This window comes from Maricaulis sp. (assembly GCF_048270265.1).
Lineage (GTDB): Bacteria > Pseudomonadota > Alphaproteobacteria > Caulobacterales > Maricaulaceae > Maricaulis.
The window spans coordinates 25,846-50,325 of record NZ_JBLWTD010000013.1 but is presented as its reverse complement, the minus strand read 5'-3'; the positions used below and the strand labels follow the sequence as shown (position 1 = coordinate 50,325).

At 64.3% G+C, this 24,480-nt stretch carries 22 protein-coding genes; 5 read left to right on the top strand and 17 right to left on the bottom strand.

The window, feature by feature from the left end:
- Positions 1–5: 5 nt before the first annotated feature.
- The 6 genes from ACN0YF_RS08825 to ACN0YF_RS08800 are packed head-to-tail and all read right to left on the bottom strand — an operon-like array spanning position 6 to position 5,362.
- Positions 6–1,631 (bottom strand): phytoene desaturase family protein, encoded by a 1,626-nt coding sequence (locus tag ACN0YF_RS08825; protein WP_417494099.1) that lies wholly within the window; start codon positions 1,629–1,631, stop codon positions 6–8.
- A gap of 57 nt (positions 1,632–1,688) precedes the next feature.
- Positions 1,689–2,081 carry a phosphate acetyltransferase gene (locus ACN0YF_RS08820; protein ID WP_417494098.1) on the bottom strand — a complete coding sequence of 131 codons (393 nt, stop codon included), beginning with the start codon at positions 2,079–2,081 and terminating at the stop codon, positions 1,689–1,691.
- The gene (locus ACN0YF_RS08815; protein WP_417494097.1) at positions 2,078–2,449 is read right to left on the bottom strand and encodes a MaoC/PaaZ C-terminal domain-containing protein; all 372 of its coding nucleotides are present in this window, start codon (positions 2,447–2,449) and stop codon (positions 2,078–2,080) included. The genes ACN0YF_RS08820 and ACN0YF_RS08815 overlap by 4 nt, the downstream gene beginning before the upstream one ends.
- Complete coding sequence (locus ACN0YF_RS08810; protein ID WP_417494096.1) at positions 2,446–3,948, bottom strand: AMP-binding protein; 1,503 nt, start codon at positions 3,946–3,948, stop codon at positions 2,446–2,448. The genes ACN0YF_RS08815 and ACN0YF_RS08810 overlap by 4 nt, the downstream gene beginning before the upstream one ends.
- The gene (locus tag ACN0YF_RS08805) at positions 3,945–4,757 is read right to left on the bottom strand and encodes an enoyl-CoA hydratase/isomerase family protein (RefSeq protein ID WP_417494095.1); all 813 of its coding nucleotides are present in this window, start codon (positions 4,755–4,757) and stop codon (positions 3,945–3,947) included. Before ACN0YF_RS08805 ends, ACN0YF_RS08810 begins: the two co-directional genes overlap by 4 nt.
- A complete protein-coding gene (locus ACN0YF_RS08800) occupies positions 4,754–5,362 on the bottom strand; it encodes a TetR/AcrR family transcriptional regulator (protein WP_417482958.1) in 609 nt (202 codons plus the stop codon). The genes ACN0YF_RS08805 and ACN0YF_RS08800 overlap by 4 nt, the downstream gene beginning before the upstream one ends.
- A gap of 144 nt (positions 5,363–5,506) precedes the next feature.
- On the opposite strand from ACN0YF_RS08800, the gene ACN0YF_RS08795 reads away from it, so the two are divergent.
- The 3 genes from ACN0YF_RS08795 to ACN0YF_RS08785 all read left to right on the top strand — a co-directional run bounded on the left by ACN0YF_RS08795 (position 5,507) and on the right by ACN0YF_RS08785 (position 9,721).
- Complete coding sequence (locus ACN0YF_RS08795; RefSeq protein WP_417494094.1) at positions 5,507–6,358, top strand: alpha/beta fold hydrolase; 852 nt, start codon at positions 5,507–5,509, stop codon at positions 6,356–6,358.
- Positions 6,355–8,661 carry a TonB-dependent receptor gene (locus ACN0YF_RS08790; protein ID WP_417494093.1) on the top strand — a complete coding sequence of 769 codons (2,307 nt, stop codon included), beginning with the start codon at positions 6,355–6,357 and terminating at the stop codon, positions 8,659–8,661. Before ACN0YF_RS08795 ends, ACN0YF_RS08790 begins: the two co-directional genes overlap by 4 nt.
- 118 nt (positions 8,662–8,779) lie before the next feature.
- Positions 8,780–9,721: an alpha/beta fold hydrolase gene (locus ACN0YF_RS08785; RefSeq protein WP_417494092.1), complete on the top strand. Its 942-nt coding sequence runs from the start codon at positions 8,780–8,782 to the stop codon at positions 9,719–9,721.
- 6 nt (positions 9,722–9,727) lie between these two features.
- Here ACN0YF_RS08785 and ACN0YF_RS08780 read toward each other — a convergent pair whose 3' ends face one another.
- From ACN0YF_RS08780 to ACN0YF_RS08755, 6 genes are read right to left on the bottom strand one after another with little or no spacing between them, the layout of a single operon-like run.
- Positions 9,728–10,105, bottom strand: coding sequence for a BlaI/MecI/CopY family transcriptional regulator (locus ACN0YF_RS08780; RefSeq protein ID WP_417494091.1), 378 nt, complete (start codon positions 10,103–10,105; stop codon positions 9,728–9,730).
- 52 nt (positions 10,106–10,157) lie between these two features.
- Entirely contained in the window at positions 10,158–10,646 is a 489-nt protein-coding gene (locus tag ACN0YF_RS08775) for a hypothetical protein (RefSeq protein WP_417494090.1), read from the bottom strand.
- A gap of 47 nt (positions 10,647–10,693) precedes the next feature.
- Positions 10,694–13,921, bottom strand: coding sequence for an error-prone DNA polymerase (locus ACN0YF_RS08770; RefSeq protein ID WP_417494089.1), 3,228 nt, complete (start codon positions 13,919–13,921; stop codon positions 10,694–10,696).
- Positions 13,918–14,316 carry an endonuclease domain-containing protein gene (locus tag ACN0YF_RS08765; protein WP_417494088.1) on the bottom strand — a complete coding sequence of 133 codons (399 nt, stop codon included), beginning with the start codon at positions 14,314–14,316 and terminating at the stop codon, positions 13,918–13,920. Before ACN0YF_RS08765 ends, ACN0YF_RS08770 begins: the two co-directional genes overlap by 4 nt.
- Before the next feature lie 5 nt (positions 14,317–14,321).
- The gene (locus ACN0YF_RS08760) at positions 14,322–15,899 is read right to left on the bottom strand and encodes a DUF6504 family protein (protein WP_417494087.1); all 1,578 of its coding nucleotides are present in this window, start codon (positions 15,897–15,899) and stop codon (positions 14,322–14,324) included.
- The gene (locus ACN0YF_RS08755; protein ID WP_417494086.1) at positions 15,832–16,545 is read right to left on the bottom strand and encodes an ImuA family protein; all 714 of its coding nucleotides are present in this window, start codon (positions 16,543–16,545) and stop codon (positions 15,832–15,834) included. The genes ACN0YF_RS08760 and ACN0YF_RS08755 overlap by 68 nt, the downstream gene beginning before the upstream one ends.
- Before the next feature lie 1,022 nt (positions 16,546–17,567).
- Here ACN0YF_RS08755 and ACN0YF_RS08750 point away from each other — a divergent pair.
- Both ACN0YF_RS08750 and ACN0YF_RS08745 read left to right on the top strand, forming a co-directional pair.
- Positions 17,568–18,299 (top strand): hypothetical protein, encoded by a 732-nt coding sequence (locus ACN0YF_RS08750; RefSeq protein WP_417494085.1) that lies wholly within the window; start codon positions 17,568–17,570, stop codon positions 18,297–18,299.
- A gap of 36 nt (positions 18,300–18,335) precedes the next feature.
- Positions 18,336–19,034 (top strand): SOS response-associated peptidase, encoded by a 699-nt coding sequence (locus ACN0YF_RS08745; RefSeq protein WP_417494084.1) that lies wholly within the window; start codon positions 18,336–18,338, stop codon positions 19,032–19,034.
- 27 nt (positions 19,035–19,061) lie between these two features.
- Here ACN0YF_RS08745 and ACN0YF_RS08740 read toward each other — a convergent pair whose 3' ends face one another.
- The 5 genes from ACN0YF_RS08740 to hppD all read right to left on the bottom strand — a co-directional run bounded on the left by ACN0YF_RS08740 (position 19,062) and on the right by hppD (position 24,369).
- Positions 19,062–19,781, bottom strand: coding sequence for a hypothetical protein (locus ACN0YF_RS08740; RefSeq protein WP_417494083.1), 720 nt, complete (start codon positions 19,779–19,781; stop codon positions 19,062–19,064).
- On the bottom strand, positions 19,778–20,578 hold the full coding sequence (locus tag ACN0YF_RS08735; RefSeq protein ID WP_417494082.1) for a hypothetical protein: 801 nt from the start codon (positions 20,576–20,578) through the stop codon (positions 19,778–19,780). The genes ACN0YF_RS08740 and ACN0YF_RS08735 overlap by 4 nt, the downstream gene beginning before the upstream one ends.
- Positions 20,554–22,383 (bottom strand): hypothetical protein, encoded by a 1,830-nt coding sequence (locus tag ACN0YF_RS08730; protein ID WP_417494081.1) that lies wholly within the window; start codon positions 22,381–22,383, stop codon positions 20,554–20,556. Before ACN0YF_RS08730 ends, ACN0YF_RS08735 begins: the two co-directional genes overlap by 25 nt.
- A gap of 367 nt (positions 22,384–22,750) precedes the next feature.
- On the bottom strand, positions 22,751–23,284 hold the full coding sequence (locus tag ACN0YF_RS08725; protein WP_417482971.1) for a VOC family protein: 534 nt from the start codon (positions 23,282–23,284) through the stop codon (positions 22,751–22,753).
- An 8-nt stretch (positions 23,285–23,292) separates the two neighbouring features.
- Positions 23,293–24,369, bottom strand: coding sequence for a 4-hydroxyphenylpyruvate dioxygenase (gene hppD, locus ACN0YF_RS08720; protein ID WP_417482972.1), 1,077 nt, complete (start codon positions 24,367–24,369; stop codon positions 23,293–23,295).
- Positions 24,370–24,480: the final 111 nt, after the last annotated feature.

The following is a 24,480-nucleotide window of genomic DNA, read 5'->3' as shown; positions in this document are numbered from 1 at the left end:
AGCGATCAGTGCCGTTTGAAGTCCTTCAGGATTTCACGTGCCGCATTGTGTCCGGGCGCGCCGGTAACCCCGCCGCCCGGATGCGTTCCCGATCCGCATTGATAAAGCCCGGCCACCGGGCTGCGATGATCGGCATGGCCCAGGACGGGCCGCGCGGAGAAGAGCTGGTCCAGGCTCAGCGCGCCGTGGAAGATATCGCCGCCGGTGAGGCCGAATGTCCTCTCCAGGTCGAGCGGCGAGAGCGCCTGCCGGCCCAGCACCGAGGCCTTGAAGCCCGGCGCCCATTTATCCACCGTCTCGATCATCAGGTCCGCGACTTCCTCGCGGTGATCATCCCAGCTGCGGCCACCTGACAGCACCGGCGCGACATGCTGGCAGAACAGGCTGGCGACGTGCTGGCCCGGCGGGGCCAGCGTATCGTCCTGGGTTGAGGGGATCAGCATCTCGATGATCGGTTCGCGCGACCAGCCATCGCGGCGCGCATCGCTCCAGGCGCGATCCATATAGTCGAGCGAGGGCGCCATGATGATGCCGGCGGAGAGATGATCGCCGGGCCCGGGCAGGCAGGTGAAACTGGGCAGCTCCGACAGGGCGACATTCATCCGGAACGTCCCGGAGCCGCATTTGTACTGGGTGATGCGCTCGCGAAAATCCTCCGGCAGGACGGCGGCGTCGATCATGGAGCCGAACAGGAGTTTCGGATTGAGATTGGAAACAATGGCGCGGGCGTAAAGCACCTCGCCGGACTCCAGCAGCACGCCCTGGGCGGCATGTCCGTCGGTGAGAATTTCCTTCACGGCCGTATCGGTGCGCAGCTCGACGCCGCGTTCACGGCATGAGGCCGCCATGGCCTGGGTGATCGCGCCCATCCCGCCAATCGCGTGGCCCCAAACGCCCTTCTTGCCGTTCACATCGCCGAAGACGTGATGCAGCAACACATAGGCACTGCCGGGCGTGTAGGGGCTGGCATAATTGCCGACAATGCTGTCGAAGCCGAACAGGGCCTTGACCGGTTCGCTCTCGAACCAGCCATCGAGCCAGTCGCCGGCCGACTTGGAAAACAGGTCGAGCAGATCGCGCTTGGCGGTAAGGTCGAGGGCGCCGAGCTTGCCACCCAGATTGAGCGCCTTGAACAATTCCGGCATCGCGCCGGCCCAGCCGCCCTCGCGCAGATTGGGCGGTGTTTTCAGGACGAGGGCGCGCAGCGTGTCAGCGATGATCTCCAGTCGGGCCTCATAGTCCTGCAGCCGCTCCGCATCACGCTGCGAGTATTTGGCGACCTGCGCCTTCGTCACCCCTTCGCCGGCCAGAAGATAGCCGTCCTCGCGCGGCAGGAAATTGCCCAGCTTGCGCTCGACGATTTTCAGCCCGTGCCGGTGCAGGTCGAGATCGGCGATCACTTTCGGGTTCAGCAGCGAGACGGTGTAGGCGGCGACGGAATTGCGGAAGCCGGGGTGGAACTCCTCGGTCACCGCGGCGCCGCCGAGCACGTGCCGGCGCTCCAGCACGGTGACCTTCAGTCCGGCCTTGGCCAGATAGGCGGCGCAGACGAGCCCGTTATGGCCGCCGCCGACAATGATGATGTCCTGTCCGGGGACGGGCACTGAGGCTGATTTGCGCAGAGCTGACATGACCGGCAGTTTCCACAGGAAACTGCAAAGGTAAATGCAAATCGAAAGTTGTGTGGCTCAGGTGAAGGCGCCGGCGACATCGCGCGCCAGCACCAGGGCACGGCCGCGGGCGATCGGCGTGCCATCGCTCGTGCGGCATGTGGTAGCCAGGTCCACAAGGTGTTTCTCCGGCCGCAGGCGGGTGATTTCCACGCGCGCCGTCAGCGGTTCACCGATGGGGGCCGGCTGCAGGAATTCGGTTTCCTGCTTGAGATAATTCGTCCCCTGACCGGGCAGGTCGACACCCAGCAGGAAGGAAAACATCCCGTTGACCAGGGCTTCGGGCACGGCGGTCCGCGTCGCAGGTGCGCCGGAAACGGCGTGCAGGGCCTCGATGTCGGCGGCGGTGAAGAGGCGCGTGGTCTCGGTGGACATGCCCAGTGCCAGACCCGGGTTTGCGGTGTTCGTCATGGTCTGACCTCGGTCTGTCCGCTGCAGGTAATCCTCATGTCTGAAAGGCGCATCACCTGGAGCCGGATGGTGGCGACCCCGTCTTCGACGGCGATGGTCTCGGCGTCAAAGCGCAGCGGGACGTCCGCCGGCGAGGGCGCCGGATATTGTGTCGACTGGCTGATCTGCCGGCCGCCGGGCACAAGCTCCTCGACCAGGCCACGCAGCACGGCGCAGAGCAGCGCGCCATGGGCGACCGTCTGGCCAAAGCGCGTGCCGGCAGCGAATTCCGGATCGACATGGATCGGATTGTCGTCTCCGGAGAGCGCCGCGAAGGCATCGAAATCGGCCTGGGAGAATGTACGGTTCAGCGAGGCAGTCTGGTTCATTGTGGCGGCACCGGGTCTGGCAGGAGGTGTTTCTGGACCTTCCCGGCGGCGGTGCGCGGGAAGTCGCGGGCGAACAGTATGTGGCGCGGCACCTTGTAGGCGGCCAGCCGCTCACGGCACCAGCTGGTCAGGGCGGCGGCGTCGCAGTCCGAGCCGGCGCGCAGGATAATGTGGGCACAGCCGACCTCGCCCCACTTCTCGTCGGGCACGCCGGTCACTGCGGCATCCTGCACTTCGGGATGGTCGGCCAGCACGTTCTCGACTTCGGCCGGATAGACGTTCTCGCCGCCGGAAATATACATCTCCTTGATACGGCCGGCGACGAAGCAATAGCCCTCGTCGTCAAACCGCCCGAGATCGCCGCTCTTCAGCCAGCCATCGGGGGTGAAAAGCTCGGCCGTCTCTTTGGGGCGTTCCCAATAGCCTGGCGTCAGGCCGGGGCCGTGAAACTGGATTTCACCGGTTTCGCCTGCGGCGAGGACTTCGCCGTCGGGTCCGGCAATTCGCGCCTCGACCAGGATCTGCGTCTTGCCCACCGAGCCGATCTTCTCCAGCGCATGCGCCTCGTCGACGAGGAAGGCGGTGGGGCCGGTCTCGGTCATGCCGAAGCCGTTGCAGACCACGGCGCCGCGCGCGGCGAAGGTCTCGACCAGTATGTCGGGCAGAGGCGCGCCGCCACAGGCCCAGTGACGCAGGCGCGTCAGATCGGTGCGGGCGAAATCAGGGTGCAGGGTCAGCTCGCGATAGACAGCGGGCACGCCGATGAAAACGTCCAGCGCGCCGGCATTGATCAGTTCGAGCATCGGACCGGCCTCGAAGCCGGGCAGGATGTGCACCGTGCCGCCGCCGAACAGCACCGGCAGGGTGTGCAGATTGATCCCGGCGGTGTGGAAGAGCGGCAGGAAGTTCAGCGTGGAATCCGTTCCGCGCAGACCGATCGCCTGGCCGATATTGATCGCATTGACCAGGGCCATGCCATAGGTCTGGATGACGCCCTTGGGCTTGCCGGTCGTGCCGGAGGTGTAGATCAGATACCAGCATTCCTGCGATGGCCAGGACGGCCGGCCCGGATGCCGGGCGGCGCCATCGCGCAGCGCCTCATACCCGTCATCGAAGTCGAGCACGGGCAATTGCAGGTCGCGGGCTGTGGCGTGCGCCGTCTCGCGGTCTTCCTCGCCGGTGATCATCAGGACCGGCCTGCAATCCTCGATCAGCTGGACCAGTTCGCCCACCGGCATGCGCCAGTTGAGCGGCACCAGAATCGCGCCGAGCTTGGCGCAGGCAAACAGGGTCTCGAAGAATTCGACGCGGTTGCGGCACAGAATGGTGACCCGGTCACCGGGCGATACACCACGGGATTCGAGCAGGCTCGCGGCCCGGGCGCTGCGGCGCTCCAGCGCACGATAGCTGACGGATTCGCCGGTCTGCACCACGTGGAAGGCGACGGCTTCCGGGGCGATGCGGGCGCGCCGGGCGGTGATGTCGAGGAGTGAATTCATGGGCGCGCTCCGACGGCTCGTGCGGCGCGGGATGTGTTGAGGAAACGATCCATGCGGACCCGTGTTTCCGGCCGTGCGATCTGCGCCAGGAAGGCAAGGCGTTCGGCCTCGAGGCGGTCGGCCAGGCCCGCCGGGCCGGCCTGGCGGTCGAGCAGCTGGCGGCTGACGGCGACCACGCTGGCATCATGTGCTTCGAGCTCGCCCAGCATTTCCGCGAGGGTCGCCTCGAGCGCAGCCGCATCGGCAATGCGGTCGGTGAGACCCATTTCCAGCGCCGCTTCGGCGCTAACGCGCGTGTCGAGCGCGATCCAGCCGGCGGTCCGGGCGCGGCCGATCCGGTCGGGCAGGAGTGCGGTCCAGCCGCCATCGGGGGCGAAGCCCATCTTGACGTAATAGGGCTGAATGAATGCCGTTCGCGCCATCACCGAGAGGTCGGCGGCCAGCATCAGACCCAGCGACCCGCCGGTGACCGGTCCGTTGACCACAGCAATCACGGGGCAGGGCAGGGCGCGGATCTGCAGCAGGGCCTGGTTGAGGCCGCCCACCAGGGCTTCGCAATAGGTCTGCAGGCGGTCGGGGCTGTCGCTGTTCTGCCGGATGGCTGCGACATCGCCGCCGCTGGAGAAGCTGGTGCCGGCGCCGGTGATGACCACGGCCCGGGCATTGTCCGCCCCGGCGAGGGCCTCGCTCAGGGCGGCGAGCAGGCCGGGCGTCAGGCTGTTGCCCCGGCCGGGCCGGTTGAGCGTCAGCCGCAGCACGCCAGCCTCGCGCGTGACCAGAATTTCGGATTGCCCGGTCGAAGCGGTCATGGTGCCAGCCCCCGGGTAATCAGGTTGGAGGCCGCGCGTGCGATCTCGTCGGCGCTGCGCGACGGTTCCCAGATGCCGAAGCGCAGGCCGAGGAAAACGCTCATGCCGATCAGGGCCCAGGCGCGGGTTTCGTGATCGCCATCACTGATCTCGCCACGCTCGGCCGCCTCTTCGAGATTGCGGCGATAGCGGTCGGCGAAACTGTCATAGTGTGCCTTGTATGCATCAGGGGCGACGAATTGTGCCTCCTCAATGATGCGGTAGAGATTGGGGTGGGAGCGGGCGAATTCGATGTAGGCGACCAGGCCCTTGTGCTCGGCATCGAGACGATCGGTCGACCCCTTGACGCGCTCCGCGATCCAGCTCCGGGTCATGTCGCCCATATGTGCGACAAGTGCCCGGAATATCTCATCCTTTGAGTCAAAATAAACGTAAAACGTCCCGAGCGCGACAGAGGCGCGGCGCGTGATATCGCCGATCGAGGACGAGTGAAATCCGTTCTCGCCGAAGGATTCCTCGGCCGCATCCAGCAGCCGATTTCGCGTCCGTTCGCCGCGTGCGGTCTTGGGACTTTTCGAGGGCGTGGAAGAAAGTGAAGTTGACATATGATTCAGTTTTCACAAAATTGCCGATAACGCAACATGGCACAAATGCCAGGGCGAGCGATATATCCGGGAGAGATCTGCACAGTGCTGAATGTCAGGTCAGATAGTGTCGATGGCGAAGTGCCGGGCATGCAGTCATGCTGCATGAGCGACGGCTCCGTCATGCATTATCGCGATCTCGGGACCGGTCCTGTTCTGCTGCTCGTGCATGGCTGGGCCGCATCCGGCGATTTCTTCGACTCCCTTGTCGCGCATCTCGGCCAGGATTTCCGCATCGTCATTCCCGACCTGCGTGCGCACGGCGCGACGCCTGCCGGGCGGGCGCCGCTGAATATCGATTTGCTGGCCAGTGACCTCCAGACGCTCGTCGAGACGCTCGACCTTGAGAATATCGTCGCGCTCGGCTGGTCGATGGGCGCCACCGTTCTGTGGCAGATGTTCGTCCGCTACGGCCATGCCCGCTTTGCCGGTCTGGTCATCGAGGACATGAGCCCCCGTATTCTGAACACCGAGAGCTGGGCCCTGGGCATGGCGACCGGAATGGATATCGCCGGCAGCAGCCGCGCCATCGAAGCGATGCGCAGCGACTGGCCGGCCTATGCGGCCGCCTTTGCGCCGCGCATGTTTGCGCGTGGCCGTGCGGCCCGCGAACCGGAAATGGTTGAAGACATCGTCCACCGGCTCAGCCGGCGCGATGGCGATGCCATGGCAGATCTCTGGCTCTCAATGGCCAGTCAGGATCTGCGCGAGGCCCTGCCCGCAATGAACTTGCCGACGCTCGTCACATCTGGCGCGCGCAGTGAAGCCTACGGCCCGGAGACGAGCCGGTATCTCGTCAAGACTCTACCCGATGCGCAAACCATCGCCTTCGCGCAATCGGGACATGCTCCGCATCTGGAAGAACCGGAAGAGTTCGCAAGAGCGGTCGCACAATTCGCCAGTCGCACCCAGGCGCCGGCGGTCAACAACCATAATATCGAGGGAATCCAATCATGAAATCCAACCAGAAACTAACCCGGTCGGCGCTTCTGCTCAGCACCATCGCCTCCACCATGCTGATCGCCGCTCCGGTTCATGCCCAGCAGGCCGGCGACACCGCCAGCCAGGACGTGATCACCGTCACCGCCCGCCGCCGCGAGGAATCGTTGCAGGACGTGCCTTTGGCCGTGACCGCCTATTCCGGCGAACAACTCGAAGCCATGGGCGCTGTCGACATCCTGGCCGTCGCTGAAACGACGCCAAACGTGACGCTCGAAGCGTCGCGCGGCACCAATTCGACCCTCACCGCCTTCATCCGCGGCGTTGGTCAGCAGGATCCGGTCGCCGGTTTTGAAGCCGGTGTCGGCATCTATGTCGATGACGTCTACCTCAACCGCCCGCAGGCCGCTGTTCTCGACATCTATGATGTTGAGCGCATCGAAGTGCTGCGTGGCCCACAAGGTACGCTCTATGGCCGCAACACCATCGGTGGCGCGATCAAATACGTCACCCGCCGCCTTGATCCCGATGCGCCAAGCCTGACGGCTCGTGTGAATGTCGGCTCCTACGGCCAGCTCGACGAGATCGTCTCCGGCAGCCTGCCAATGGGCGACACCTTCCGCATGGGTGCGGCAGTTGCCAATCTCCAGCGCGACGGTTTCGGTACCAACCTGACCAATGGCGACGAGAACTATAACAAGGACGTGCTCGGCTATCGCGTCAGCGCAGAATGGGAGCCAACTCCTGATCTGTTCTTCCGTCTCGCCTATGACAATGTCGAAGACACCTCCAATGCCCGCGGCGGTCACCGTCTGATCCCGAGTGCACCCGGCTATCCGGCCCATTACGGCGTGCTGGACAATGTGTTCGACACCCGCGCCGGTCTTGATGTCGTCGCCCAGAGCGTCGAGAGCGATGGCCTCGCCCTGACCGCCGAGTGGAACATCAACGAAAACTGGACCATCCGGAATATCCTGTCCCAGCGTCAGGATGATTCAACGACCCCGATCGATTTCGACAATCTTCCCGAAGGCGATCTGGACGTTCCGGCGATCTACACCAATGAACAGACCTCCGAGGAATTCCAGGTCCTGTATGAAGGCGATCGCCTCGCCGGTGTGATCGGCTACTACTCGCTTGATGCCAACGCCACGACCGTGTTCGACGTTCTGCTCGACACCGTCCTGACCGGCCTCAACGCCCAGACCTTTGGTGATGTCGACACCAGCACCTGGTCGGTGTTCGCCAACTTCACCTATGATCTCACCGATACGGTCAGCCTGACCCTCGGCGGTCGCTATACGGAAGACGAGCGCACGTCGCGCGTCCTTCGCCGGACCTATCTCGGCGGCTTCTCGGAGTTTTTCGGCGGCGCCGGCTTCCCGATTGCCACCACCTCCGACTTCCTCGGCACCAATTCCTGGGATGACTTCAGCCCGACGGTTTCGGTCGCCTGGCAGCCGAGCAGCTCGAACAATTTCTACTTCACCTACACCCAGGGCTTCAAAGGCGGCGGTTTCGATCCGCGGGCGCAGACCACCGGCACCCCGGATTTCGATCTCAGCGGCACGGTTACGGCCGACGAAGTCTTCGAATTCATGGCCTTCGATCCTGAAACGGTCGACAGCTTTGAACTCGGCTGGAAATACCAGGGCGGCAGCTACAGCCACGCCGTCGCACTGTTCCACATGGATTATACCGACATCCAGGTTCCCGGTTCGGTCGGCATCGATACCGATGCTGACGGCATCAACGACACCTTCACTGGCGTGACCACCAATGCCGGTGCCGCGACGATCACGGGTATCGAGTATGAAGGCAATGTGGATCTGGGCAGCGACGTCTTCACCGGCGGCGACAGCCTGAACTTCGCCTGGGCACTGGGTATCCTGGACGGCAATTATGACGAGTTCATCAATGCCTTTGGTGTCGATATCTCCAATGACGTCGTGATCCAGAACACGCCGGAAGCCACCCTCAGCGCGACGCTGGGCTATATGGCACCCTTCGCTGGTGGTGATCTGAACGCCTCGGCCACGGTTTCCTACCGCGGCGACTCGAGCCAGTTCGAGATTCCTTTCCCGGCGCTTGATCAGGAAGCCTATGCGCTCTGGAACGCTTCGGTGGTCTGGGACAGCGAAAACGGCGCCTGGCAGCTCGGCCTGCACGGCCGCAACCTGACCGACGAGCAATACCGGGTCTCCGGCTATGACTTCGTCAACAACTCGACCTATGCACCTGAGCTTGGCACCTCGGGCACCCTGGTCGGTTATTACGGTAATCCACGTACCATCACGGCAACGCTGGCCTACCGCTACTAGGCACACGGACGAGAACGGACGGGAACCTCCCCCGTCCGTTCCTGCCGAACTTGACCGGCCGGCGCTTCCTGAGCATCAGGGGACGCCGGCCGTTTTGTTTTGACCTGAAGGAAACCCCATGCCCCGTTCCGTGCTTGCGCTTCTCGCCCTGGCCGCCCTTGTCGTTATCGGCGCGCTGGTCTGGATGTTGACCCGCCCCGGCGCCGAGGCCCCGCTCGATACCGAAGCGCGCCTGGACTCGCCCTACTGGAGCGATGCCGACCGCCTGGTCGATGTCGACGGCGTCATGGCGCGCGTGCGCAGCGAGGGACCGGCCGATGCGCCGGTTATCGTCATGGTGCACGGATTTTCCTATTCACTGGAAAGCTGGGATGGCTGGGCCGCAGACCTCAGCGCGGACTACCGCATCATCCGCATGGACCTGCCCGGCCATGGCCTGACCGGCCCCGATCCGCAGCAACGCTATTCCGTACCGCAGACCGTTGAATTCCTCGGCAATCTGCTCGATGAGCTCGGCCTCGACCATGTCACACTGGCGGGCAATTCCCTCGGCGGTCTGGTCTCCTGGCGCCTCGCCGCCGAGCGCCCCGACCTGGTTGACCGCCTCGTGCTGGTCGCGCCGGGTGCCTATTCCATCAATGGCGTCACCGAAGAGCCGGTCGCCGTGCCGATGGGCGTGAGCTTCTATCTCACCAGCGCGCCCGAAGCGATGATTGCCGCCGCCTCCGCCGGCCTGTTCGGCGATGTCACCCGCATGGACCCGGCCCTGCCCGGCCGCGTCCACGCCCTGATGCAGACACCCGGCGTCGGCCAGGCCCTGGTCGAGCGGCTGGAAGTCTTCACCCTGCCGGACCCGAGTGCCGATCTGGCGCGGGTCGAGGCGCCGGCCCTGGTGCTGTGGGGCGGACGTGATGTGATGATCCCGGTGGAGCAGGCCAGCCGCATCGCCGGCGATCTGCCGCAGGCCGAACTGATCATCTATGACGATCTCGGCCATATCCTGCACGAGGAAGATCCGGCGCGCACCGTTGCCGATGTCCGGGCTTTCCTGGCGCAATAAACTGATTTAGCGGGTGGATTTCCCGGCCGCCCTGGCCGCGATTTCCGCCTGCAGATCGGCCCAGTCCTGCGGGTCGATATCGCTTTCGCGCAGCACCACGACACCGAGATTATTGCGATCATCACCCGCTGGCTCGGCCAGCAGCCGGCCGAGCGTGTGTGTCGCTGCCGTCTGGCGATTGAGGCGCGGCAGATAGCGGATATCACGGCCGCGCTGCTGGCGCTCGACCGCACCCTTGCGGCGCAGGCGCTGCAGGATGGACAGCGTCGCACTCGCCGGCAGCCGGCTCGCCCGGGCCAGTTCCGATACCGAGGCACCGCCACGATCCCATAACAGGCGCATGGCGTGGGCTTCGTCTTCGCTCAGGGTTTGCGGCTCGCTCATGACAACTCCCAATCTGCAACGGCTTGACCCGCTTCGCAACAGGTCCGGCGTGTTAGGGTTTTGTTTGCAAACGGCGCGCCGGAGGGCTGAAGTACCGGATCCGAACCCAGGGGAGGATCGCAAAGATGCACTGCCCCGCCAGCCCGATGCCATGGCTGGGCTGGCGGTAGAGGGCCAAATGCTCTTGCAGGCTCAAGCCATTCAGCCCCACTGAAAGCCCTGCCTCGGCCGCCAGCAGCAGCGCCAGTGCGAATGCGCCCATCACGACCGCCGAACGCTCGCCACCGGTGAGCGGCAAGCGGGCTACGAGAACGCCGCAGACCATCCAGGCAAGGGCGAGGATGACCGGGATTTCCACCAGGACCGCGCCCAGCCGGGTCAGCTTCGGGAAGGCTTCGAGAGCGAGCGTGCGCAAAACGCCAAACCCGAAACCAAGCGCGAAAATAGCGGAAAAATACAAGAACCCGGCCCATGCAGCCTGTGTCAGGCCGGCGGGGGAAGCGTGTCGGTTGGTGGCTGTGTTGTGAGGCGGTCGGGACATGGCCTGAATATCTCTGAAACAGGCGCCTCAATGCAAGCGCGTGCACCTCAATGAAAATCCCGGCTCTTCGGCAGCACATCCTCCAGCCTTTCCCCCTGCATGACGCGGCGATAGATCCCGATCAGGCGGGGGTCATCTTGCGGGCGGGCGATTTCGTCGGCGTGGGCCAGCGCTTCCGAGAATTCCTCGCCATCGGCCAGCGCGGCGAGGTGCCAGCTATGGTCGGTGATGCGGCTGGCGATGATGTGGATCACCTCGCCCTCCTTTTGCAGCCGCCCGGTGACGCTCATCAGTTTGGAGCGCATCACGATCTTGCGGTGGCGTTCGAAGCATTTCGGCCAGACGATGATATTGGCCACTCCGCTCTCATCCTCCAGCGTCGCGAAGATGACGCCCGAGGCCGAGCCGGGGCGCTGGCGCACCAGCACCAGGCCGGCCAGCGTCACCCAGCGGCCATCGCGCATATCGACCAGCTGGTCGGCGCGGACATGGCCGCTCTCCTCCAGTTCAGGCCGGAAAAAGCTCATCGGATGCGCCTTCAGCGAGAGCCGCAGCGCCGCGTAATCCCGGGCGACCTCCTCGCCGGCGCTCATCTGCGGCAGGGCAATGGCAACCTCATGGCCGTATTCATCGGCATGCTCGAACAGGGGCAGGGGCTTGCCGGCCTGGGCGAGGGCGGTCCAGCCGGCCTGGCGGCGGTCCAGCGCGATGGAGCCGAAGGCGTCGGCATTGGCGAGCCGGTCCATGGTGGCGCGATCGAGGCGTGACCGGCGGGCCAGATCGGGCACGCTGGTGAAGGGCCCGCCCGCATTGCGCGCCGCGATCAGGCGCGCGGCTGACGCTTCGCGCAGGCCCTTGATCTGACGCAGGCCGAGGCGCAGCGCGAAGTGAGGGCCCGATCTGGCCGGCTCCAGCGTGCAGTCCCAGTCGGAATGATTGATGTCGGGCGGTCTGACCTCGACGCCGTGCTGGCGCGCATCGCGGACCAGTTGCGCCGGGGCGTAGAATCCCATTGGCTGGGAATTGAGGATCGCGGCGGCGAAGACATCCGGGTAGTAGTGCTTCAGCCAGCAGGAGACATAGACGATCAGGGCGAAGCTGGCGGCATGGCTTTCCGGGAAACCGTATTCGCCGAAGCCTTCGAGCTGTTTGAAACAGCGCTCTGCGAAGTCGGGCTCATAACCCTTGGCGATCATGCCCTTCACCAGTTTCTCGCCCATTTCATGGATCGAGCCGGAGCGCCGGAAGGCGGCCATGGAGCGGCGCAGCTGGTCGGATTCGGCCGGCGTGAAACCGGCGGCGACGATGGCGATCCGCATCGCCTGTTCCTGGAAGAGCGGCACGCCGAGCGTCTTGCCGAGCACCTCCTCGAGCGCCTTTGACGGGTATTCCACCGCTTCCTGCCCCGAGCGGCGGCGCAGATAGGGATGCACCATATCGCCCTGGATCGGGCCGGGGCGGACAATGGCGACCTCGATCACCAGATCATAGAAACAGCGAGGCCGCAGGCGCGGCAGCATGGTCATCTGGGCCCGGCTTTCGATCTGGAAGACGCCGACCGTGTCGGCCTTGCAGATCATGTCATAGACGGCGCTATCGGCCTGGGGCACGGAAGCCATGGTCAGGGAGCGGCCATAATGGCGCTCGATCAGCTCGAAGGCGCGGGCGACGCAAGTGAGCATGCCAAGGCCGAGCACATCGACCTTCATCAGGCCGAGCGCGTCGATATCCTCCTTGTCCCATTCGAGCACCGTGCGGTCGGGCATGGCGGCATTGTGCAGCGGCACGATCTCGTCGAGCCGGCCCTGCATCATCACGAAACCGCCGGGATGCTGGGAGAGATGGCGCGGAAAGCCCATCAGCTCGCGGGCATAGTGCAGCGTCATCGCGATATCGGGCGTGTCGGGGTCGAGGCCGAGCTCGGTGCGGATGCGGTTATCGGTGAGATCATCGGTCGACCAGCCCCACAGCGTCTTGGACAGGGCCGAGATGACATCGCCGGACAGGCCGAACACCTTGCCGACATCGCGAATGGCGCCGCGCGGCCGGTAGCAATTCACCGTCGCGGTCATGGCGGCGCGGCGGCGGCCATATTTCTCATAGACATACTGGATCACCTCCTCGCGCCGCTCATGCTCGAAATCGACATCGATATCGGGCGGCTCGCCACGTTCCGCCGAGACGAAGCGTTCGAACAGAAGATCGATCAGGGTCGGGTCGACCTCGGTAATGCCGATGGCAAAACACACGGCGGAATTGGCTGCCGAGCCGCGCCCCTGGCACAGGATTCCCTGGCTGCGTGCGAAGCGGACGATATCGTGGACGGTGAGGAAATAGGCCGGGAAATCGAGGCTTTCGATCAGTTCGAGTTCATGGGCGATGGCGGCGCGGATCTTGTCCGGCGCGCCATCGGGCCAGCGCCGCTCCAGCCCTTCCGCCGTCAGGCGGCGCAGGGTCTGGGCCGGGGTTTCATCATCGCCGACGACCTCGCTGGGATATTGATAGACCAGTTCCGCGAGGCTGAAATTAATGCTGTCGGCGAGCGCGACGGTATTGGCGACGGCGTGCTCATAGCCGCGGAACAGGCGCGCCATTTCCTCCGGCGGTTTGAGGTGGCGTTCGGCATTGGCGGCGACCAGAAATCCGGCCTGTTTGATCCGCACATGCTCGCGGATACAGGCCACCACATCGGCCAACGGCTTGCGCTCGGGCACATGATAGAGCGCGTCATTGCTGGCGATGCAGTCGAGGCCGAGCTCGGTGGCGCATTGATCGAGCTGGTGCAGGCGCTCGCCATCGCGGCCGTCGAAACGGCGGGTGAGGGCGAGGGCGTGGCGGGCCCTTGAGCGGGCGCAGAAGTCCGCCGCCCTGGCCTGCCAGTCCGGGCAGGGCGGGTCGGGCGGCAGCAGGATGAAGACCTGGTCCTTCGAGGCCTCGACAATCTGTTCCAGCCACAGCTCGCATGTCCCTTTTTTCGAGCGGAAATTGGCGTCGGTGAGCATGCGCGCCAGGGCGCCATAGGCGTGGCGATGCCTGGGATAGGCGGCCAGTTCGAAGCCGCATGTCGTGACCAGCCTCACCCCGACGAGGAATTTGATCCCGGCCTCTTTCGCGGCGAGATGGCCGCGCACCGCGCCGGCAAAGGAATTGCGATCCGCCAATCCGATTGCCGCCAGGCCAAGCGCCCCGGCCTGGGCGACCATTTCATCGCCATGCGAGGAGCCGGTCAGGAAGGTGAAATTGCTGGCGGCAACCAGCTCGGCGAATGCGGTCACACGTGCTGCCCGGCGTGAGCGGTTGCGGTCTGGCGACCGGACTCCGCAGGCAGATGCCGGGCGATGGTGGCGATCACCTGTTCGAGCCGGTTGAAGATATCGGACTCGGCCAGCCGCAACACGGTCCAGTCCTCATGCATCAGATCAAGCATGCGCCGGCGGTCACGCTGCAACGCTTCGCCGGTCGGGCGTGGGCCGGTCTCAAGCTCGATCACCAGCTTGTGCTGCACACAGGCGAAATCGACGATATAGCCGCTGATCGGGTGCTGGCGCCGGAATTTATGGCCGGCAATCCGGCCGGAGCGCAGGCGTTGCCAGAGAATCCTGGCGGCCAGCGGCATGGTCTTGCGATGACGGCGGGCGATCTCGGTGGCGGTGAGAGTTGCTTGGGTCATTTCCATCATGATGCTCCGTGGACAAACCATTGGGGGTTACGGGTTTCCGGGCCGTGGAGCCCGTCGCGATAGAGCCAGAAGCGGCGGCCCTCGATTGTCTCGATGCGAAAGTAATCGCGCGTCTTCGGGCTGGCGCGGCTTTCAGGGCGCCACCATTCCGGGGCGAGGCGTTCGGGCCCCTCGGCCTGGCGGACCTGGTGGCGGGTGCGGCGCCAGACGAAACTGCGCGGCGGGCCGTCGGGAATCTCGGCCACGGCCTCGGCCGGTTCCGGACGGGCGAGGATGAGCAGGGGGCGTTCCGGCGTCAGCAGGAAGGCGTGCTGGCCGCCCGCTTCGCGCAGCATCAGGGCGGCACCGGCGGGATTGGCCTCGCCGCTCCAGCCGGCGGCGCGTTCGGGGATATGGCTGTCGCGGCGGGCGGCGCGTTTGACGCGGGCCTCGCCGAGGCGGACGCTGAGCCGGTCGGTCAGGCGGGCGAAATCCTCGGCATCCAGGCGGTTATCATCAAGGCTGGCATCACCGGTCAGTCCGGACTGCCGGCCCGACAGGGGGGCAGTAGCGGTGGCATTGAGTTCGATGACATCGATGCCGAAGCCGATATCGATCTCGGCGCGGTCGAGCTTTTCATTGAACAGGCGGGCGATATGGGCCGCATCGCGGACCGGGGCGGCGGTGCCGATGATCAGGAGATGGATCTTGCCGTCGACGCGGAAAAGATTGAGCTCGGCCCGGCGCAGGCCGCGGCCCTCGCTCTCGAGATGGGCGCACAGCGTTTCGGCGGTCTCGCGCACACCCTGTTTGATCCCCTTCAGCAGGAGCAGGGCCTCGGCAAAGCGCCTGCGGGCGCGAAACGGGGTTTTCGGCTGCAGCGGATTGAGGGTCTCGTCTTCCTGGCCGCGGGCCTGGTCGAGGCGGCGCACCAGATCGGGGCCGAAACGCCGCGCCAGATTGGCGCGCGGCAGGCCGGCAATATCGCCGACGCGTTTGAGCCCGAAGCGGCGCAGGCGCGCCGCCGTTTCGCCAATGCGCAGGCCCTCGACGGGCAGGGCATGCAGGCTGGCCGGCACATCATGGGCGATCAGCCAGCCCGTGGCCGCGCGCCGGGCCGGAAAGCGCGCCAGACCCCAGGCGAGACCGATGGTCGGGGCGATGGCAGCATGGGCGGTGAGGCCCTGACCGCGCACGGCCTGCAGGGCGGCGCTGACCAGTGCCTCCTCACCGCCGAACAGATGCGCACAGCCGGAGATATCGACCATCACGCCATCCTCTCCCGGTTCGCCGGGATCGGGCGCGGTCCAGGGTGACCAGCGGCCGCACCAGCGGGCAAAGGCACCGAGCAGGCGCCGGTCAGCATCGGGCGCGAAGGGCGCAATGCGCAGGCCCGGTTCCAGCGCCTTGGCATCGGCCAGGGCCTGGCCACGCCGCAAGCCCAGCCGCGCCGCCTCATGATTGAGGGCATAGAGCCGCTCGCCACCGGTTGAGGTGTGAACCAGGGCGAAGGGGAGCCCGGGCGCATCAGACGGCGAGGCGGTCGAATTGGGGCGCAGGCTGCGCCGTTCGACGGGCCATCTCGGCAGGCTCAAGGACATGAAACGCCGCATTTTTCCACTCGATCTCAAATGTTTTCGGCGGGCCGCCCCGGACCCGTTCGAGCACGGCGCAAAAGCGCGGCGCTCCCAATCCCGGCAGGCCTGTCGCCCCGCGCCATGGCCGGTCCGGTGACGGCAGGGCGGATAATCGCCAGCGGGTCAGGGCCGCGCTGGGCTGGATATCTTGATGACCGCGCAAGACGAGCGCGCGCGCGCCTCCGGCCTGGGCCGAACGGTGCAGGCGGCGCGAGGCGGTGAGATCATAGCGGGCCGAGGCCCCGATCTCGCCGATCACCAGCGCACCGGCATTGAGCCCTTCCTCCATTGCCCACAGCACGTCGGTCGCATCGCGCGCCTCGACCAGCAGGACCCGTTCCGGCGCCAGCCCCCAACGGGCCAGGGCGAGCGGATAGGGACGGCCGAAATCATGGGCGCGTTGGCCCGCCGGGCGCACCCAGATCACGGGGCGAAGCCTGTCCTGTTCGGCCAGACCCTGGCCGAGCATGCCGATCTGGAAGGCCAGCGCGGCGGGCGTGTCGAGATAGCTCGCCGGGCAGACCTCATGCAGGCCCGGCGACAGCACCAGCGCATTCTGGCCAAGCACCAGCGCGTCCTGCCCCGTCAGGACGGGACCGGTCATCGGCGTTTCAATCGCCTGGATCTGGCGTCGCAGCTCCTCGAGCTGCGGCCGCCCTGTTCGGGCACGCGGCGCAGTTGGCATGTCATGGCCTCTGTTGAATGTTCTGCTTATGTTCCGGTCAGGGGGGCGGAGAGTCAAGGGGTGAATCGGTGGGGTGTGGGGCGACTTCCCGCCGCCTACCCAAATACCCACAAGCCAACACCAATTGTCATCCCTGACGGATGCCCGGACGCGTCAGCGGTCCGGGCGGAGATCAGGGACCCAGACGCCCGTCGGGTGAGCCGCTGCCTGTTCGGTCGGCCGCCTTTTTCCCGCAGAGCCTGAGTCATTTAACCTTGGTGGTTCTGGGTCCCTGATCTGCGCCCCGCATGCGCGGGGCATCCGTCAGGGATGACAGGATTTGGTTTTTGGGGTGATGATGACGGGCGCGGCGCTGGCCAGGACAGCGGTTTATCCCCGCCCTTCAGCAATTGGCCCACATCATCCTGACGCCAGTCAGGACCCCGGCGTGGCAAGCGCGGAGCCCGGTCCATCGAGGTCCCGACTTTCGTCGGGATGACGATAAAAACCCAACTTATCCTCTCCCTCCAGGCCTGGCGCATACTCCACGCATCTCCTCCCGCAACGGGGCGTTCCGGACCGTTCGGTGACGTGGGTGGGGTGCGGTGTCCCTAGGGGATGGTGAGGATCGGGTGACGACCGGTCCAGCGGAACCAGAGCCAGGGTGGGCTGATACGGGTAACCGGCAGACATGACAGCAGGCTGAAATGATATCCTGTGCTTCTCCGCCGGCTCCGGATGTGTTCGAGGGTAAGATTGCCCGTTGGTAAGGGCCGACACCACCGCGTACGGGCGGGCCATGAGGCTCTCTCCAAGTTAAAGCGCTAAAAAAATCCGGGTCTTTTGGCCCGCCCGTATTCCCGAATAACGCCAGGCGGCGGCGCCGTGGCGGATTTTGTGCTGGCTGGCCTGGTGTGGAAATATCGGCTAGCCTGATCGCTCTTGAGTTGGGGGAAGAAACAATGCGCGCATGTCTGTCGGCCATCGTCATGGCCTTTGCCCTCACCGCACCGGGCTTTGCCCTGCAGAGCGATGACGTGATCGTCGTGACCGGGTCGCGGATGGCCGATTATGAAAGTGATTTTGTGCCCAGTGTCCGGCTTGAGCGCCGGGCGGACGCGATTTCGGTCCGGGTGCGTGTCGTCTGCGATACCCGGGAAGAGGCGCAGCGCCTGCGGGAATTGCGTGACACGCTGCGCAATCTGGTCCGGGCGGGACGGCAGAGTTCCAATGTCGCAATCGGCCTTTTGGTGGACCGCAATGATATCGGCGACCAGTTGATTGTCGATTTCGACGAGACGATGATCGATTCATTGCCGATCGGGACCGGGCGCGGCCGCACCGATACCAGTGAAGTGGTGATTATGGCCACAACGGCGATTTCGCCGGAGGATACGGTGGATGCCACCACGGCGCGGATCAATGATTTCATCGAAAATACGCGGGTGGTCGGGCGCACCGAAATGCTCAACACGAATGACTGGGAATTGACGGTCACCGGTGGCCCGGCGCGCTATCGTGACGAGATCATTGCCGCCATTGCCGCCGATGCTCACCGCACCGCCGCTGCCTTCGGAGATGATTTCACCATCGAGGTTTCAGGGCTTGAAGGCGGCGTTCACTGGCAACGGGCCGGTGCCATGGAACTCTCCCTCTATATCGATTACGCCCTGTCAGTCAGACCTGCACAATGATGGCAAGGCGGCCCTGATTTCGGCTAACCTCTCCCCATGTGTGGACGTTATGCCATCGGCAAGCTGCAGTGGTGGATCCTGCAGGAGACGTTCAAGCTCCGGCAGGCGGCGACCAATCTCGAGCCGCGCTGGAATGTCGCCCCGACCCAGCTCGCGCCGATCATCCGTCAGCGCACCGATGAGGAAATCGGCAATGAGATGGCGATGGCGCGCTGGGGTCTGGTGCCGCATTTCTGGCACAAGCCCTTGAGCGAGATGAAATATTCCACCTTCAACGCCAAGGCCGAAACCGCGGCCGATCTGCCCAGTTTCCGCCATGCCTTCCGCCGCCATCACTGCATCGTGCCGGCGGTCGGATTCTACGAATGGACCGGCGAGAAGGGTGCCAAACAGCCCTGGTTTATCGGGATGAAGGACACGGACTGGTTCGGCATGGCCGGGCTGTGGGACCGGGCCGAAATCGAGGGCGCAGTGATCGACAGTTTCACCATTCTGACCATCCCGGCCAATGAGGCGATGAAGCGCGTCCATAACCGCATGCCGGTCATGTTGCGGCCGGAGGATTGCCAGCCCTGGCTGGAACCCCACACCGCCGATATCGAGCTCATCCTCAAGGGCGCGCCGTCGGAGGCGATTACCATCCATGAGGCCAACAAGGCGGTCGGCAATGTCCGCAGCGAGGGCGAATGGCTGACCGAGCCGGGTGACGGGGTGCAGCGGGGCGGGCTGGTGTGATGCGGGGCACCCCACCTTCGACGGGTCTTACCCATCCCCACCGCCAGCCTCTGCCGCGATCAGATCGCGCAATGCCAGGATTTCGTCGCGGATGGCTTCGAGGCGGTAGACTTGAACCTGCTGCCGCAGATTGATCTGCAGCAGGGTGCGCGCCAGCGCGGGATTGTCATTGAGTGGCGCCAGGTCACCGCGGATGTGGCCGGTCGAAAAATAGTCGGTATCGACATCAATCTGGTCGAACAGATCGCCGGCCAGCACGGTGAAGTCGGACAGCAGGAGCAGGTCCTGCTCCCGTTCGATCAGCACGAATTCATAATACCGCGCGATCGCCAGCCGCAAGTCCGCCGGAGTGCCTGAATTCGCCGCGCCTGAATTCTGGAATACTTCGAGTGCGGACTTGTGGAGCCGCACTTCGGCCATCGTGATTGCGGCCGAAAAACTGTTCTCGAATTCGGTCCGGTTGCTCTCATCGAGCGCGCCGGAGATCAGCAGGGTGTGGGCCCGGCCGGTTGCCTCGACGAGTGTTTCGGCTACGGGAAGCTCAGCCTCGACCAGTTGCAGTGATTGCTCCAGCTCGTCAGCGACACGCGCGACCATCAGCGTCGCTTCCTGGCGGTCGTGGCGCGCTTCATTCCAGGCGGTGACCTGGAAGCCGAGCACGACGCTGGAGAGGACCAGCAGGAATTCCAGCGCGATGGCGGTCCAGTTCTGGGCGCGCAAGGCATCGGTGATGCGGGCGAGGATCATTCGGACACCTCCACGGGTGGAAGGACTTGCCCGAACAGGGTTCGCCAGTAGATTTGTGACCGGCTCTCGACCAAGGTCTCGACGGCGCGTTGGCGGAGCAGCGGCAGGATGGCGGGATTGCCCCGAAGGCGTCCGGCCAGCGCTGTGACCGCCGCGTCATGGCCGTCGATGTCACAGGGGAAGTCGAGTATTTCCGGCAGCGCGGCATAATCGCCAATGCCCATTGTGCGCGGTTCGGCGCAGTTGTCGGCAAGTGCCTCAACAAGGGCCCGGTCAGCGAGTTGGAAAAAAGTGGAACGGTAAGTCCGGTCGCGATCCTGAAAACTCAGAACGTCGGCTCCGCTTTCGTAGTATTCAACCGCCGCGATCATCAGCGCATCATCGGCGACGAGACTGATGGTCCCGGTTGCGACAAGCTCCGCATAGGTCGTGCTGATGATGGGGAAGCTGAATATCTGGGTGGCCCGAAACGCCTCGATGACCAGGGTCTCGTCATCGACCGACCGCCGCCCTTCCAGTGCATCAATCGCGCGCTGTGCGTTGTCGGAGACCTGGGCGTAGTAAAACGCATTGCCTTCCACCCGCCATTGTTCATTGCGCAAATCCTCGATCAGCCGCGTGGTGAGGAGTTCGGCGCGTGCGATGGCCTGACGTTGCGTGTTCCACTCGGTGACCTGGAAGCCGATCACAACGCCAAGAATGACGATCAGGAATTCAAGCCCGACGGCGGTCCAGTTCTGGGTCTTCAGATGGTGGATGATGCGGGAGAGGATCATCGGATCGGCAAGGCCTCGCATTGGAAATCATCAGCACCAAGCGCCTGACACCCCTCGGGGAAGCCGCGCACCTGCCAGAGCTCAAGCAGGTTGATGTCGCGGATGTGCTGGCGCCAGCGCGGATCATTGCGGTAATTGGCTTCGAGGCCAAGGATCAGGCCGAGACCGGGTCGCGGTTCCCTTGCCCAGTTCGCTTCGGCTGTCGCCAGGGCCATATCCACATCATCCAGCAGGATAGCAATCCCTGAACGCCAGAATGTGTGGTCCGGCGGCAGGGCGCGCAGCGCCGTGTCACCGGCCGCCCAAGCTTCCATGAGGCGATCAATCGGCTCCCGGGCCTCTGGAGGATAGATGCCTTGACGCAATATCTCTTCAAAAATCTGTTCGGCCTCCTCGCGCCGTCCGTGGTTGAACAGGACTCGCAAGGCGTTGTTATAGCTGAAGGGCAGGTCAGGTCCGAGCGCGCGCGCCAGCCGAAACTCCTCGAGTGCCGCCTCGCCTCCATAGTCGGGATGCTCCATCGAGGCCCAGCCCAGCGTGTTGTGATAGATCGGCACCAGAGGGTCGAGCGCGACGGCGCGAGCCGCCAGTGCCCGGGCTTCGACGGGGTAGCCGGTATCGATGAGTTTTTGGGCAAAGATGTCGAGGACGGATGCGTTTTGCGGTTCGAGTGCAACGGCCCGATTAAAGGCCTGATAGGCCGCGATCCATTGATGTTGGTTGGCCAGAAAGCTGCCGATATAAGTCTGCGCTTCGCCCGACTGCGGATCGAGTTCTGCCGCCCGCCGCGCCGCCGCCAGGCCGATGCGGCGCCAATAGGGATAATCACCAATTCTGTCATTCGGCTGATACGACTCATACACCGAATACACCCCGGCCAGGGCGATCCAGGCCGGCGCAAACTCGGGGTCCCGGGCGACGACCTCGTGCAGCAAAAGCGCCGCCTCCTCGAGATTGCGCTGACCGCGCCGGAAATAGAGCTGCCGGGCCTGAAGGAAGAGCTCATAGGCCTCGATATCGCTGGTCCGGTCATGCGCGGCCGGATGCCAGTCAATCCCGAGCGAGAGCGCCAGCTCGTCCGCGACGGCGGCGGCAATCTCGTCCTGGATGTCGAAGATATCGGCGATCTCGCGGTCATAGGTTTCCGACCACATATGGAAGCCATCGGACGAGCGGATCAGCTGGGCGGTGATGCGCAGCCGCGAACCTGAGCGGCGCACGCTACCTTCGAGCACATGATCGACGCCGAGCGCCTCGCCGATTTCGCGCAAATCCTCATTGCGGCCCTTGAAGGCAAAGCTGGAGGTGCGCCCCGCCACGCCCAGTCCCGGGATGCGGACCAGAACATTGAGGATTTCCTCGGAAATCCCGTCAGAGAAGAATTCCTGGTCACCGGCCTGGCTGAGATCGACGAAGGGCAGGACTGCGACCGAGGCGCTTGTTCCTTCACCCGCAACGGTGCGGGCCGGGCCTGCGGCGCGCGGCGCCATTTGCTGCCAGCCGATCAGGGCGATCATCAGTGCCAGGGCGGCGACAATCGCGAAGTCCAGCTTGCGGCCTGTGGTCGGCGCGATGCTCTGGCCATCGGGCACGGCGGCGGTCAGCTTCATGCCCTCCGGTGTCATCTCGAAGGCCCAGGCGAGCAGGACCGCGATCGGGAAGCACACAGCGAGAAAGCCGATCACCACGGCGTCGAACCAGGCCGGCAGGCCGAGGCTCGCCTCCAGCAGGGCCGAGACCTGGATCAGCAGCCAGCCGACCACCAGATAGGCGGCGGCGACGCGGAAAACATTGCGGCGACGAAGTTCGGCGAGGAAACTGGTCATTGGGTCATGTCTCAATCACACTCGAAATCGCCATCACCGAGCGGGTGGCAAAGTCGAGGAAGCCGGCGATCAGCAGGACGGCAAAGAAACCGTCGACCCAGTCGGGAAGATTGAGCGCCGGGGGTCATGACGGAGACCACCTGCATGATCAGCCAGCCGGTAATCAGAGACGCCGCTGCAACGCGCAGCACGTGCCGTCTGAGCAATTCGCCTATGAAGCGATTCATGCGTGCATTCCCCCGTCAGGCGAGAAATAGCATGCTCGTCGAGTTTGGGAAATGAAAAGCCTAGGATTTCAAGGGTGACGCAAAAAAATGCCCCGGCATTGCGGCCGGGGCTGGGGGAGGGAAATGCGTCAGGCTCTCGCCTAGTCTTGCTCGTGCAGCCAGGCGGCGTGTTTGGGTGCGCGCTTGGTGCGGCTCCATTCCTCGATCATCGCCGGGGCGACCTCGTGGAGCTGTTTCATCTGGGCCTCGGTGGCAGTGTTGGCGACGAGTTCGAGCCGGTGACCATTGGGGTCGAAGAAATAGATGGATTTGAAAATGCCGTGATTGACCGGGCCGAGCACATCGAGGCCTTCGGCTTCGATATGGGCCTTGGCCGCTTCCAGCGCGTCCATGTTTTCGACTTCAAAGGCGATGTGCTGGACCCATTCCGGGGTCCGCTCATCGCGGCCCATTTCCGGTGAATTGGGCAGTTCGAAAAAGGCGAGCACATTGCCCATGCCGGCATCCATGAAGATGTGCATGTAAGGGTCAGGCGCCTTGGTGGAAGGCACCTGGTCCTCGGCGATCGCCAGCACGAAATCCATGTTGAGGACGCGCTTGTAGAATTCCATCGTCTCGCGTGCGTCCTTGCAACGATAGGCGACGTGGTGGATGCGCTTGAGATTGACGGTCATGATGCCTCCTAGGCCGCGTCGATGGCGCCGCGGGCGAGCTGGTCAGCCTCGATGGATTTGAACAGGGCTTCGAAATTGCCTTCGCCGAAGCCTTCATCCTGCTTGCGCTGGATGAATTCGAAGAAGACCGGGCCGATCGCCTTTTCCGAGAAGATCTGCAGCAGCAGGCGCGGCTCGCCGCCTTCGGTGGTGCCGTCGAGCAGGATGCCGCGCTGGCGCAGCTCGTCGGCCGGCTCGCCATGGCCGGGCAGGCGGTCGTCGAGCATGTCGTAATAGGTCGATGGCGGCGCCGGCATGAATTTGACGCCGGAGGCTTTCAGACGGTCCCAGCATTCGATCAGGTTATCGCAGGAGAAGGCGATGTGCTGGATGCCTTCGCCCTTGTACTCGCGCAGATATTCCTCGATCTGGCCGACTTTCTCGCCCTTTTCCTCGTTGAGCGGAATGCGGATCAGGCCGTCCGGCGCCGTCAGGGCGCGCGAGACGAGGCCGGTATATTCGCCCTTGATGTCGAAATAGCGGATCTCGCGGAAATTGAAGAGGTTTTCGTAGTAGTTCGCCCAGTAATCCATCCGGCCCTTGTAAACATTGTGGGTCAGGTGATCGATGACGTTGAAGCCGCAGCCGGCCGGGTGACGGTCGACGCCCTCGATGAATTCGAAGTCGACATCATAGATGGAGGTGCCGTCCTCGAAACGGTCGATCAGATAGACCGAGGCGCCGCCAATCCCCTTGATCGCGGCTAGGCGCAACTCGCTGAAACCGGTCTTCATGTCGATCGGCTCGGCGCCCTTGGAGACGGCCAGCTTGTAGGCTTCAGCCGCATTGCGGACGCGGAAACCCATGCCGCAGGCCGACGGGCCGTGTTCGGCGGCGTAATAGGCAGCTGGCGAATTGGGCTCGTAATTCAGGATCATGTTGATGCCGCCCTGGCGCCAGAGCTGGACATCCTTGGTGCGGTGGTTGGCGATATGGGTGAAGCCCATCGAGGCCATGACCGGTTCCAGAATGCCCTTTTGCGGTGCCGTGAATTCGACGAATTCGAAGCCGCACAGCCCCATAGGATTTTCGAACAGATCGGCCATGAATTATCTCCCGGAATGAATGATGTGGCCGCATGGAGTCCATGTCAGCCTGTGGTTGGAATATCATTGTCGTTGCTATTGCGTCAAGTTGTGAAAACAACTAATTTGCCG

What these genes read in the sequence shown, in the direction of transcription:
- ACN0YF_RS08825 (WP_417494099.1), bottom strand. Translation starts at nt 1,631, where the DNA reads ATGTCAGCTCTGCGCAAATCAGCCTCAGTGCCCGTCCCCGGACAGGAC.
- ACN0YF_RS08820 (WP_417494098.1), bottom strand. Translation starts at nt 2,081, where the DNA reads ATGACGAACACCGCAAACCCGGGTCTGGCACTGGGCATGTCCACCGAG.
- ACN0YF_RS08815 (WP_417494097.1), bottom strand. Translation starts at nt 2,449, where the DNA reads ATGAACCAGACTGCCTCGCTGAACCGTACATTCTCCCAGGCCGATTTC.
- ACN0YF_RS08810 (WP_417494096.1), bottom strand. Translation starts at nt 3,948, where the DNA reads ATGAATTCACTCCTCGACATCACCGCCCGGCGCGCCCGCATCGCCCCG.
- ACN0YF_RS08805 (WP_417494095.1), bottom strand. Translation starts at nt 4,757, where the DNA reads ATGACCGCTTCGACCGGGCAATCCGAAATTCTGGTCACGCGCGAGGCT.
- ACN0YF_RS08800 (WP_417482958.1), bottom strand. Translation starts at nt 5,362, where the DNA reads ATGTCAACTTCACTTTCTTCCACGCCCTCGAAAAGTCCCAAGACCGCA.
- ACN0YF_RS08795 (WP_417494094.1), top strand. Translation starts at nt 5,507, where the DNA reads ATGAGCGACGGCTCCGTCATGCATTATCGCGATCTCGGGACCGGTCCT.
- ACN0YF_RS08790 (WP_417494093.1), top strand. Translation starts at nt 6,355, where the DNA reads ATGAAATCCAACCAGAAACTAACCCGGTCGGCGCTTCTGCTCAGCACC.
- ACN0YF_RS08785 (WP_417494092.1), top strand. Translation starts at nt 8,780, where the DNA reads ATGCCCCGTTCCGTGCTTGCGCTTCTCGCCCTGGCCGCCCTTGTCGTT.
- ACN0YF_RS08780 (WP_417494091.1), bottom strand. Translation starts at nt 10,105, where the DNA reads ATGAGCGAGCCGCAAACCCTGAGCGAAGACGAAGCCCACGCCATGCGC.
- ACN0YF_RS08775 (WP_417494090.1), bottom strand. Translation starts at nt 10,646, where the DNA reads ATGTCCCGACCGCCTCACAACACAGCCACCAACCGACACGCTTCCCCC.
- ACN0YF_RS08765 (WP_417494088.1), bottom strand. Translation starts at nt 14,316, where the DNA reads ATGACCCAAGCAACTCTCACCGCCACCGAGATCGCCCGCCGTCATCGC.
- ACN0YF_RS08755 (WP_417494086.1), bottom strand. Translation starts at nt 16,545, where the DNA reads ATGACCGGTCCCGTCCTGACGGGGCAGGACGCGCTGGTGCTTGGCCAG.
- ACN0YF_RS08750 (WP_417494085.1), top strand. Translation starts at nt 17,568, where the DNA reads ATGCGCGCATGTCTGTCGGCCATCGTCATGGCCTTTGCCCTCACCGCA.
- ACN0YF_RS08745 (WP_417494084.1), top strand. Translation starts at nt 18,336, where the DNA reads ATGTGTGGACGTTATGCCATCGGCAAGCTGCAGTGGTGGATCCTGCAG.
- ACN0YF_RS08740 (WP_417494083.1), bottom strand. Translation starts at nt 19,781, where the DNA reads ATGATCCTCGCCCGCATCACCGATGCCTTGCGCGCCCAGAACTGGACC.
- ACN0YF_RS08735 (WP_417494082.1), bottom strand. Translation starts at nt 20,578, where the DNA reads ATGCGAGGCCTTGCCGATCCGATGATCCTCTCCCGCATCATCCACCAT.
- ACN0YF_RS08730 (WP_417494081.1), bottom strand. Translation starts at nt 22,383, where the DNA reads ATGACCAGTTTCCTCGCCGAACTTCGTCGCCGCAATGTTTTCCGCGTC.
- ACN0YF_RS08725 (WP_417482971.1), bottom strand. Translation starts at nt 23,284, where the DNA reads ATGACCGTCAATCTCAAGCGCATCCACCACGTCGCCTATCGTTGCAAG.
- hppD (WP_417482972.1), bottom strand. Translation starts at nt 24,369, where the DNA reads ATGGCCGATCTGTTCGAAAATCCTATGGGGCTGTGCGGCTTCGAATTC.